Consider the following 11,049-nt stretch of genomic DNA (forward strand, 5'->3'; position numbering starts at 1 on the left):
CCGTCGCGACGGAGCCGGCCGCATCGTCGGTCTCCGGGGTACCGGTCGCCGTGCTGCCGTCCGTGGGCCTGCTCGTGTCGGAAGCCATGGGCCGCACCGTACGCGAGGTCAAGATCGCCGTGACGGCCCCCCACCTGGGCGGATACGCCGTCGTGTCCGTTCCGCCGGGCCCGTCACGGATGGGGGCGGTGACCGGTCGCTACCCGACGGTCGCGCCGGCTGCGGTCCGGCCGGCGGGCTCGCCGGTGCCGGCGAGCACGGTGACACCGTCCGCGGGGGACCCGGCCCCGACCCGTCGCACGGGGCCGTCGCGCAGCCCGGACAGCACGACCTCGATCCGGGCCAGCACCGCCGTGCGGGTGCGTCCGTCGACGCCGACGACGTCGACGACCACCGTGCCGAGCGCCGCCGAACCCGACGCCGCCCACTGCCCGGACCAGCCGAGCACGATGCCCGGCCCCGCGGGCGGGGACGCGGACCCGACGGAGCGGTGGTCGAACCCGAGGGTCCGCAGGACCGGGTCGGCGGTGAGGGCGTCGCGGATCCGCTGGTCGGGCGTCGTGGTCATGCGGGCCTCCCGGTGCCGACCGTCGTCGATCATGTCCGGTACCGACGGTAGGGAGCCCGTGTGCCACGGGGAATGAGGTGGAGGTTAGAAGGAGGTAAGCGATCGGCCGTCCCGGGCCGGTTCCAGCGGCAGCAGCAGGGTGACCACCGACGGCGACCGGCGGGCGGTGAGCCGTCCGCCCTCGGCCTCGGCGAGCCGCCGGGCGAGGGCGACCCCGAGGCCGCGCCGGCCGTCGCTGCCCGACAGGTCCTCCTCGGCCACCCCGGGCCCCTCGTCGGCGACGTCGACGGCCACGGCGTCCGGCCCGGCCTCCCGCGCGGTCAGCGCGACCGCGCCGGCCCCGTGCTGGACGGCGTTGTCGAGCAGGGCGGCGACGATCTGGCGGACCGCCGCGGCGGAGGCGGGCGGATCGGGCAGGGCGCCGTCGCGGGACACCGAGAACGACCGCCCGGCGCGGGACAGCCGGTCGCCCCACTCGGCCTGCGCCTCGTCGAAGAGCCGGGCGAGGTCGACCGGAACGGCGTCACGGCTGCGTTCGCGGGCGAGCAGCAGCAGCTCGTCGATGGTGCGCTCCAGCCGGTCGACCGAGGCCAGCCCGTCCTCCACGGTCGCGGGCCGCAGCAGCGCCGGGTCGTCGAGCGCGGACTCCAGCCGCAGCCGCAGCCCGGCCAGCGGCGTCCGCAGCTGGTGCGAGGCCTCCGCGGAGAACGCCCGCTCGCGGGCCAGCAGGTCGTCGAGGCGGCCTGCGGTGTGGCCGAGCGCGGACCCGACACGGTCGAGCTCCCCGATGCCGGTGGGCGCGGGACGGACCCCGAAGTCGCCCTCGCCGAGCCGGGCCGCGTCGCGGGCCATCGACTCCAGCGGCGCCGACAGGTGCGCGGCCAGGCGCATCGCGAGCGCCCACACCGCGACCAGCACCAGCCCGGCCAGCGCGACCATGCCGAGGTAGAGCGGCACGAGCGAGGACCACACCGCCGAGGCCGGGCGGGCCGCGCGCACCACCCCGACGACGTCGTCGCCGTCGGTCACCGGGGACACCGCGACGAGCTGCCCCGGCGGGGACGACGACAGCCCCCGGTCCAGGACCCGGTCGACGCCCTCGTCGCCCTCCGGCGGGCCGTCGCCGGTGGTGCGGTCGCCGTCGGAGTCGTAGAGCGCGACGGCGGTGTCGTCGTCGCGTCCGTCGGGCAGCCGGGCCGGGACCCGGTCGTGGACGACGTCGTCGTAGACCGAGCGGGCGGCGAAGTCCGCGATGCGCTGCAGCGACTCGCGCTGCTGGGCGACGGTGTAGCGCTCCAGCCCGACGGCCAGCGGGACCCCGAACAGCACCAGCGTCACCCCGACCGCGACGAGGGTGAGGCGCACGATGCGGCGTCTCACCGGAGGCCCCCGGGCAGCTCCAGGCGGTACCCGTGCCCGCGCAGGGTGGTGATCAGCGGGACCCGGGGGCCGTCGTGCGCGGCGAGGTGGCGGCGCACCGCGGCCACGTGCACGTCGAGGGTCTTGGTGGAGCCGAACCAGTGCGCGTCCCACACGTCGGTCATCAGCACCTCGCGGCTCAGCGCGGTGCCCGGGTCGGTCGCGAGCCGGGCGAGCAGGTCGAACTCGCGGGTGCGCAGGACCAGCTCCCGCCCGGCGACGGTGGCGCGGCGCGCCCCGGTGTCGACGCGCAGGTCCCCGACCTCCAGCACGTCCCCGGTGCGGTCGCCGCCGGCGCGCCGCAGGTGCGCCCGGATCCGGGCGAGCAGCTCGGCCAGGCGTACCGGCTTGGTCAGGTAGTCGTCGGCGCCGGCCTCCAGTCCGAGCACCACGTCCATCTCCGCGGTCCGGGCGGTCAGCACGACCAGCACCGCGTCGGGGCGCAGCGTGCGCAGCCGACGGCACACCTCGACGCCGTCGAGGTCGGGCAGCCCGAGGTCGAGCAGGACCAGGTCGAACGGGGTGTGCCCGGCCGCCGCGAGCGCCGGGCCGCCCGCCTGCTCCCACCGGACGTCGTAGCCGTGCCCGGTCAGGCTGCCGCGCAGGACGTCACCGATCGTGCGGTCGTCCTCGACGAGCAGGATGCGGGCGTTCACCGGCCCGATCATCGTCCCTCCGGCCGGGCCGGCGCACCCCGTGCGGCCTAGGAACCGCCGTAGGGCGGCTCCCCCGTCTCCGGGACGAGCACCGGGGTGTCCTCGTCGAGGGTCTCGCCGCGGAAGAACGGCCGCAGCCGCACCGCGCAGGCCAGCATCAGCGGCACACCGAGCGCGATCATGCCGACGCCGATCACGAACACCCCGCCGACCGGACCGAAGGAGGTCTCGCCGTAGGCGGGGTCGAGCATGTCGACCGAGCTCTGCACGAACGCCCACACCATGACCACGCCGCCGAGCAGCGGCAGCAGGCCGCGCAGCAGCAGGTCGCGCGGCGAGCGGAGCAGGGTGCGCCGGAAGTACCAGACGCAGGCGAAGGCGGTGATGCCGTAGTAGAACGCCACGGCCAGGCCGAGCGAGGCGACGGTGTCGAGCAGCGCGTCGGAGCTGACCAGTCCCAGCACCAGGTAGAACACCACCGCGGACAGCCCCATGACGACGGTGGCGAACCCGGGCGTCGCGTAGCGGGGGTGGACGCTGCCGAAGCGGCGCGGGACCGCCCCGTAGACGGCCATCGCCAGCGCGCCGCGCGCGGTGGGCAGGATTGTGGTCTGGGTCGACGACGCCGCCGACACCGCGACGGTCAGCAGCAGCACCGCGGTGAGCACCGTGCCGCCCATCGGGGCGCCGAGCAGGGTGAGCACGTCCTCGGAGTGCTCGGGGTTCGCCAGGCCGATCCCGGTCGCGCCGAACCCGGCGTAGGACTGCAACGCGACGGCGACGACGACGTAGATCGCCAGCAGGATCACCGTGGCCAGCAGCGCCGCCCGGCCGGGGGTGCTCGTCGAGCCGCGGGTCTCCTCGCCGACGGCCAGACAGGCGTCCCAGCCCCAGTACACGAAGATGCACAGGATCAGCGCCTGCGCGGCGGCGGAGCCGGAGATCCCGGTCGGGTCGAACCAGCTCCAGCTCGGCAGCACGGCCTGCGGGCCGGCGTCGCCGGAGTACACGAGCCACAGCGCCCCGGCGGCCAGGACGGCGAGCACCACGATCTGGAAGACGATCAGCGCGTTCTGGAACCGCTCGGACAGCACGATCCCGCGATGGCTGACCCAGGTCATGACCAGGATGAACAGCACCCCGACGCCGACCTTGACCAGCGTGTTCTCCGCGGCGGCGACGAACCCGAGCGCGCGCAGGGTGTACACGGCGGCGATCTCGGCCACGTTGGCCAGCACGATGATCGCCGACACCGCGACGCCCCAGCCGCCCATCCACCCGACCCACGGCCCGAAGGCCTTGGTGCCCCAGGTGAACGTCGTCCCGCAGTCGGGCACCGCGCGGTTCAGCTCGCGGTAGGCGACGGCGACGAACAGCATCGGCACGAACGCGACGAGGAACATCGCGGGCGCCTTCTCGCCGACGGCGAGGACGACGTAGCCGAGCGTCGCGGCCAGGCTGTAGGCCGGCGCGGTGGCGCCGAGCCCGATGACGGTGTTGCCCCACAGACCCAGCGCTCCGGTGCGGAGACCCTTCGGGCCGGCCTCCACGAGGGGAGGCGGTGCGGCGGCGGTCAACCGCCGTTCTCGGAGGTGAGGATGGTCAGCACGGTGGTCGTTCCCCGTCTCGTCGGCTCCCGCCCGGGCCGGCGGCGGCACACAGGATGCGGCACGGGCGCGCCCGAACGGAAACAGCGGTGGCCCGTCTCACGCCGCGACCCCGCCGCGGGGGTCAGCACTGCCGGTGCGGCGTGCCCCGCACGCTGAACCAGTAGGCGCCCGCCTCGGCGCCGGAGATCCCGGTGCGGACCTCGGCGGTGGCCGGACGGCCGAAACGGCGCCGGATCGCCTTGCGGGCCGTCTTCTCGATGCGGGCGGCGAGCCGCTCCGGCTCGGAGCACCCGGACATGGTCAGCACGGCGACGAAGGCGTACCGGGCGGGTCCGCGCCGCGGCCAGGGGCCGGTGCCGTCGGCCAGGGACAGCTCGACGGTCATCGGACGCTTGCGGTGCGTGTACAGGGCACGGGTCAGCTCTGCCTCCACGACGTCCGCCTCGACGCCCGCGGGTGCCTCGACCCGGACGACCGCCATCACGGCGTTCGCCGCGGCCCCACCTGTCACCACGGTCACGGTCATGGACTCCTTCCGGGTGCGCGTCACCCCCGACGGAACGCGCATCACGGACATTCATCCCCGGTCCCGGGGGGTCTAAACAAGGACTTGACCGAAAAAGACGCCTCAGGATCACGAGAATCGCTCATCGCGTCACCCGTTCGAGCACCTCCAGGACGTGCTCGTAGTCACGCCCGGTAGCACGGCTCATGCCGAGCTCGCATGTCCTGTTGCAGGAGGCGTGGGCGTCGGCGTCGACCCCGGCGAGCTCCCAGGCCTGCGGTGCGGTGGCCGCCGCGGTCAGCTCCGGGTGCAGCATCCCGCGGTCCCCGGCGAACCCGCAGCAGCTCCACGAGTCGGGGACGACGACGTCGTCGGCGACGGCCCCGGCCAGGCGCCGCAGCGGGTCCAGCAGACCGAGCTGGGTGGCCGAACAGGTCGGGTGCAGCACGAGCCGGGCCAGCCGGGCGGGCACGGTGAGCGCGGGCAGGATCCGGTCGGCGGTGAATTCGACGGCGTCGAGGACCCGCAGGCCGCGGTAGCGCTCGGGCCCGGCCGCGACCATCACCCGCAGCCCCTCGGTGCACGACGACGCGTCGGACACCACCGGGAGCGCCCCGGCGCGGGTCGTCGTCCACAGCGCGGGGAGGACCCGCTCGGCCATCGCCGCGGCGCCCTCGGTGAGCCCCTTGGACTTCCACGGCGTGCCGCAGCACAGCGACCCCAGGCCGGCGGGTGCGCTCGCCCGCAGGCCCGCCCGCGCGCAGAGCCGGGCGAACGCCTCGCCCGCGCCGGTGCCCGCCGAGCCGAACATGGCGCCGGTACAGGAGGAGAACAGGACGAGGTCGGCGTCGGTGGACACGAGCCCGCCGGGGACCCGGTTCCCGCCGCCACGGGGCAGGTCGGGGCTCCACTGCGGGACCTGCTCGCGGTCGGCGACCCGGCGCAGCGCGGCCGAGACGGGTGCGGCGCCGGGCACGGCCCGCGCGACGGTGAGGGCCAGCCCGGCGGCCCGGGTGGTGGCTCCCCAGTGCTTCGCCGCGAGGGTCCAGCCCGCGCCCGCGGCGCCGTGGTCGCGTTCGCCGCGCAGCCGTCGCACCAGGTCGCCGGTGTTGATCAAGACCGGGCAGGCGGTGCCGCACATGCCGTCGACGGCGCAGGTGTCGACGCCGTCGTAGGCGTAGTCGGCCTCCAGCTCGGCGAGCAGGGCCTCGTCGCCCGCGGCCCGGGCGGCGGCCATCTCGCGGCGCAGCACGATCCGCTGCCGCGGGGTGGTGGTCAGGTCACGGCTGGGGCAGACCGGCTCGCAGAACCCGCACTCCACGCAGCGGTCCACCTCGGACTCGACTGCCGGGGCGGACTTGAGTCCGGCCAGGTGCGCGGTCGGGTCGTCGTCGAGGACGACGCCGGGGGAGAGGATCCCCTGCGGGTCGCAGAGCCGCTTGATCTCCCGCATGACCTCGTAGAGCTCGTCGCCGTACTGGCGGCGGACGAAGGGCGACATCATCCGGCCGGTGCCGTGCTCGGCCTTGAGCGTCCCGCCGTGGGCCAGCACGAGGTCGACCATGTCGTCGGTGAACCGGCCGAAGCGGTCCCGGCCGCCCGCCGTGCCCGAGTCGTCGAGGTCCTCGGTGAGCATGAAGTGGACGTTGCCGTCCTTGGCGTGCCCGAAGATCACGGCGTGGTCGTAGTCGTGCTTCGCGAACAGCGCGATCAGGCCCTCGCAGGTCGCGAGCAGGTCCGGGACGGGTACGGCGACGTCCTCCAGCAGCGCCGCGGTGCCCGGCGGGCGGGCGCCGGCGACCTTGGCGTAGAGCGCCTTGCGCAGCGTCCACAGCCCGGCCTTCGCGACCGGGTCCGCTGACAGGTCCCGCGGGCCCCGCAGCGGCAGCCCGGAGATCAGCCCGGAGGCGTCCCCGGCGAGCTGGGTGACCTCGTCGACGGTGTGCCCGCGGTACTCCACGAGGAACGCGGCGTGCTCGTCGACGGTCAGCGAACCGAGGAGGGGGACGGCGTCGACCGCAGCCCCATCGCCCTGTCCGACCCGCAGCGACGTCGCGTCCAGCAGCTCGATCGTCGCCGCGCCCGAGTCCACCAGGCCGGGCAGCGCGCGGTTGGCGGCGGCGAGGTCGTCGAACATCAGCAGCCCGGTGCGGGTGTGGGCGAGCACCGGAACGGTGCGCATGGTGATCGAGGCGAGGAACGCCAGCGTCCCTTCCGAGCCGACGAGCAGCCGGGCCAGGATCTGCACCGGGTCGTGGTGGTCGAGGAAGGAGTTCAGGCCGTAGCCCATGGTGTTCTTCAGCGAGAACTGGCGCTCGATCTCGGTGCGCAGCGCCGCGTCGCCGCGGAGCCGGTCGCGCAGCCGCGCCAGACCCGCCCACAGCCGGGGCTCGCGGGCGCGCAGCTCGTCGTCGGCGCCGGGGGCACCGGTGTCCAGCGTGGTGCCCGAGGGCAGGACGAGCTCGACGGAGTCCAGCAGCGCGTAGCTGTTCGCGGCGGTGCCGCAGGCCATGCCCGAGGAGTTGTTCGCGACGACCCCGCCGAGGGTGCAGGCGACCTCGCTGGCCGGGTCCGGGCCGAGCATCCGGCCGTACCGGGCCAGGCGGGTGTTGACCGAGCGCACCGTCGCGCCCGGCCCGACCCGCACCCGGGCGCCGTCGCCCTCGATCTCGATGCCGCGGAAGTGGCGGCGGACGTCGACGAGGATGCCGTCGGTGACGGCCTGGCCGGACAGGCTCGTCCCGCCGGAGCGGAAGGTCACCGGCACCCCGCCCGCGGCGCGGAACAGCGCGGCGACCTCGGCGGCGCTCGATGCCGTCACCACCGCGGCCGGGGTGCGGGCGAAGTGCGACGCGTCGTGCGCCATCCGGAGCCGGTCGATCGCCCGGGTGGCGACGGCGGCGGGCCGGACCGCGGCGGCGAGCCGGTCGTGCAGGGCGTGCAGGGCCGGGCGGCCTGCCGGGTCGGTGGGCGGTGTCTCCGCGGGCGATCCGGTGAGGGTCACGGTGGTGCTCCTGGCGTGTGGTGGGACGCGCGTGCACCCACCCTGCCCCAGGGTCAGCCCCGCGCCGAGGGGAAGTTCGGGGGACGCTTCTCGCGCAGCGCGGCGGCGCCCTCCACCACGTCGGGGCCCATGAAGGTCAACATCTCGTAGGCGGCGGACTGCTCGAAGGCCGGTCCGGCGCTGCGCAGCCACGAGTTCAGCGCCCGCTTGGTGAGCCGGATGGCCTGCTGGGAGCCGGTGCCCAGGGCGTGCGCGACCCGCAGCGCCTCGTCGAGGACCTGCTCGCGCGGCACCGCCTTGGCGACCATCCCGAGCCGCTCGGCCTCGGCGCCGGTGACCATCTCGCCGGTCAGCAGGTAGTAGCGGGCCTTCGCCATCCCGGCCAGCAGCGGCCAGATGATCGCGGCGTGGTCCCCGGCGGCGACGCCGAGCTTCACGTGGCCGTCGCCCAGCTTCGCGTCCTCGGCGGCGATCGCGATGTCGGCGAGCAGCGCGACGACCACCCCGGCGCCGACGGCGACCCCGTTGATCGCCGACACGACCGGCTTCTCGCAGTCGATGATGTTCCAGACCAGGTCGGACATCTCCCGGAGCATGTGGGCGACGCGCTCGTGGTCGCCGGCCATCCGCTCGACCATGCCGAGGTCCCCGCCCGCGGAGAACGCCCTCCCGGCCCCCGTGATCACCGCGACCCGGGTGGCGGCGTCGGACGACACGTCCCGCCAGACCCGCGCGAGCTCGCCGTGCAGGACCTCGTCGGCGGCGTTGTACTTGGCCGGGTTGTCGATGGTGATGAGCAGGACGCCGTCGTCGCGGCGCTCGAACCGCAGCTGGGTGTAGGTGCTCGGGTCGAGGGTCATGGGGGTCCTCCCGGGGGCTGCGGTCAGAGCATGGACAGGCCGCCGCTGACGCTGACGGTCTGCCCGGTGAGGTAGTCGGCGTCGGGGGAGGCGAGGAAGGCGACGGTGGCGGCGACGTCCTCGGGGCGGGCCAGGCGGCGGAACGGGATCGCCTTCACCAGGGCGTCGCGCAGCCGGTCGTTCCCCTCGACGACGTCGGCGAACAGCGCGGTGTCGGTGGGCCCGGGGCACACGCAGTTGACGTTGACACCGTGCCGGGCGACCTCGCGGGCGAGGGTCTTGGTGAACGCGATGACCCCGCCCTTGGCGGCGGAGTAGACCGCCTCGCCGCTGGACCCGACGCGGCCCGCCTCGGAGGCGAGGTTCACCACCGTCCCGGACCCCTGCGCGATCAGGTGCGGGACGACGGCGTGCGCGGTGTGCAGCACCCCGAACAGGTTGATCCGCACGATCCGGTCCCAGTCGGCCGGGTCGGAGTCGACGAACGCGCCGACCTTGTCCCAGCCGGCGTTGTTGATCAGCACGTCGATCCGGCCGAGGTCGCCGCGGACCCGCTCGACGGTGTCGCGCACGGCGTCGGGGTCGGCCACGTCGAGGGCGTACGCGGTCCCGGCCCCGCCCAGCTCCGCGGCGGTCGCGGCGGCGGTGTCGCCGTCGAGGTCGGTCACCGCGACCCGGGCGCCCTCCCCGGCGAGCCGCAGTGCGGTGGCGCGGCCGATGCCGCGCCCGGCCCCGGTGACGAGCACCGTCCGGTCGTCCATCCTGCCCACGGGCCGGTCCACCTCCTGGTCGCCGACACCGGTGTCGGACCCCGCCCACGATGACGACACCGGCCCCCATGGTCAATTTTCGCCGGCGGGTCCGTGACGCCGGGCCGGGTCAGCGCACCACGGGCAGCGGGCCGGAGGGCCGGTCGAAGAACAGCGGGAGGGTCTCCTCGCGCGGGTCGGGGGTCCGGGGGAGGACCCCGGTCGTGGGCTCGGCGTCCCGGCGCGGACGACGCATCCGCGGGAGGACGCCGGTCGGTGGCTCGGGCTCCTCGGACGGCGGGCGCATCCGCGGCAGGACGCCCGTGGGCGGCTCGGGTCCGTCGGCGGGGTCCCCGGCGGGCCGCACGGCGGGACCGGCGGTGGGACCGGCGGTGGGCTCCGCGGCCGGTCGCACGGCGGGACCATCGGTGGTCGCCGTGGTGGGTGCCGTGACGTGTCCCGCGGAGTCGGCCGCGGCGCGGCAGTCGGTGAGCAGCTCCCGCACGTCGTCGGTCACCGCGTGCCCGGCGCCGAGCACCCGCTCGGCGATCTCGAGCGTGGCGGCGAGCAGGCCGGCCGCGCCGCGCAGGTCGCCGGTGTCGGCACGGGCGAGCGCCAGCGCGGCCCGGGACGCGATCGTGCAGGGGTGGGTCCCGCCGAGCACCCGCGCCCGCCGAGTGATCACGTCCTCGTGCCGGCGGACCGCCTCCTCGGCGTCGCCGGTCACCCGGTGGGCCGCGGCCAGGGCGTCGGCGGCCGCGAGCGACGCCGGGTGGTCCGGGCCCAGCAGCGCCTCGCGGGCAGCGAGGTTGCGGGTGGCGATCTCCAGCCCGCCGGTACGGTCGTAGCCCAGCAGCAGCGCGACGGCGAGGCTCCCCTCGGCGACGAGCGTGTCGGCGTCGTCCGGGCCGAGGTCGCGACGGGCGGTGGTGAGGACCTGCTGGACGCGACGGGTCGCGTCCAGCAGCGCGGGCATGTCGCCGCTGCGTCCCGCGGCGCGCACGTCGGTCGCGGCGCGGTCGTGACGGGAGCGCAGGGCCTCGCGCAGAGGGTCGGCGGTCGTCGACCGCTCCGCACCGTGGTGCGGGACGGTCACTCGCCGGTCGGCCACGGACACCCGACCTCCCCTCCTCACCGCCACGAACCGTCCGGACTCACCCGGACGGCCCACTGAATCGTGACCGAACGTACCTGTAACCGGCGGTATCGCGCGCTCCGAACGAGCATCCGAGGCGAAGGCCACCCTTACCGATCACTGTGCGTCGCAGGAGGCGTACCGACGGTCCGAGTCGGCGGGCCCGTCCGGACGGGGTCACCCGGCCGTGCGGTCCACGCCCCCGGACGGGTGCACGTCCGTCGCGGTGCCTGGAGTGCGGTGTCCGGGGGCTCGACAATCGCGCGCACGCCGTGCGGAGAGGGGGCCTCGTGTCGGGGCAGGGGGACGCCGACCACACCGATGGTGAGGTCGCGGACGACGCAGGGGCGGTGAGGCGTCGAGACACCGGCGCCGACCCCGCCGCCGGTGACCCAGCGGGACGGCCCGCGCGCCGGCCGTCCCGGCCGCCGCCTCCGCGGCCCCCGCTGCGGCCGACCTCGCCGTTCCTGGGGGTGGCGCCACCCGTCGCACCGCCCGCGGACGAGCCCGGTCCTCCGGGCATCGAGGCCTTCGGGGCGGGAG

The 11,049-nt window shown here is 75.5% G+C and carries 9 protein-coding genes; all 9 read right to left on the minus strand.

The genetic code is table 11. The annotated features are described in order from the left end of the window. Nucleotides 1-199 precede the first annotated feature (199 nt). The 9 genes from NH602_RS21995 to NH602_RS22035 all read right to left on the minus strand — a co-directional run bounded on the left by NH602_RS21995 (nt 200) and on the right by NH602_RS22035 (nt 10,482). Nucleotides 200-568, minus strand: a complete 369-nt coding sequence (locus NH602_RS21995; protein ID WP_139282673.1) for a hypothetical protein — start codon at nt 566-568, stop codon at nt 200-202. A gap of 84 nt (nt 569-652) precedes the next feature. Continuing rightward, nucleotides 653-1,948 (minus strand): HAMP domain-containing sensor histidine kinase, encoded by a 1,296-nt coding sequence (locus tag NH602_RS22000; RefSeq protein ID WP_100880217.1) that lies wholly within the window; start codon nt 1,946-1,948, stop codon nt 653-655. Next, nucleotides 1,945-2,643, minus strand: a complete 699-nt coding sequence (locus NH602_RS22005; RefSeq protein WP_374210246.1) for a response regulator transcription factor — start codon at nt 2,641-2,643, stop codon at nt 1,945-1,947. The genes NH602_RS22000 and NH602_RS22005 overlap by 4 nt, the downstream gene beginning before the upstream one ends. Before the next feature lie 47 nt (nt 2,644-2,690). Then, nucleotides 2,691-4,193, minus strand: coding sequence for an APC family permease (locus tag NH602_RS22010; RefSeq protein WP_253068792.1), 1,503 nt, complete (start codon nt 4,191-4,193; stop codon nt 2,691-2,693). A gap of 181 nt (nt 4,194-4,374) precedes the next feature. Beyond that, complete coding sequence (locus tag NH602_RS22015) at nt 4,375-4,779, minus strand: hypothetical protein (protein ID WP_073573941.1); 405 nt, start codon at nt 4,777-4,779, stop codon at nt 4,375-4,377. 121 nt (nt 4,780-4,900) lie between these two features. After that, the gene (locus tag NH602_RS22020; RefSeq protein WP_253068793.1) at nt 4,901-7,762 is read right to left on the minus strand and encodes an FAD-binding and (Fe-S)-binding domain-containing protein; all 2,862 of its coding nucleotides are present in this window, start codon (nt 7,760-7,762) and stop codon (nt 4,901-4,903) included. A gap of 53 nt (nt 7,763-7,815) precedes the next feature. Continuing rightward, on the minus strand, nt 7,816-8,622 hold the full coding sequence (locus NH602_RS22025; RefSeq protein ID WP_100880219.1) for an enoyl-CoA hydratase/isomerase family protein: 807 nt from the start codon (nt 8,620-8,622) through the stop codon (nt 7,816-7,818). Nucleotides 8,623-8,645: 23 nt separating this feature from the next. Then, nucleotides 8,646-9,383: an SDR family NAD(P)-dependent oxidoreductase gene (locus NH602_RS22030; RefSeq protein ID WP_100880943.1), complete on the minus strand. Its 738-nt coding sequence runs from the start codon at nt 9,381-9,383 to the stop codon at nt 8,646-8,648. Nucleotides 9,384-9,501: 118 nt separating this feature from the next. Further along, entirely contained in the window at nt 9,502-10,482 is a 981-nt protein-coding gene (locus NH602_RS22035) for a tetratricopeptide repeat protein (protein WP_253068794.1), read from the minus strand. Nucleotides 10,483-11,049: the final 567 nt, after the last annotated feature.

The sequence above is a fragment of the Pseudonocardia sp. McavD-2-B genome (genome assembly GCF_024124365.1).
Classification (GTDB): domain Bacteria; phylum Actinomycetota; class Actinomycetes; order Mycobacteriales; family Pseudonocardiaceae; genus Pseudonocardia; species Pseudonocardia alni.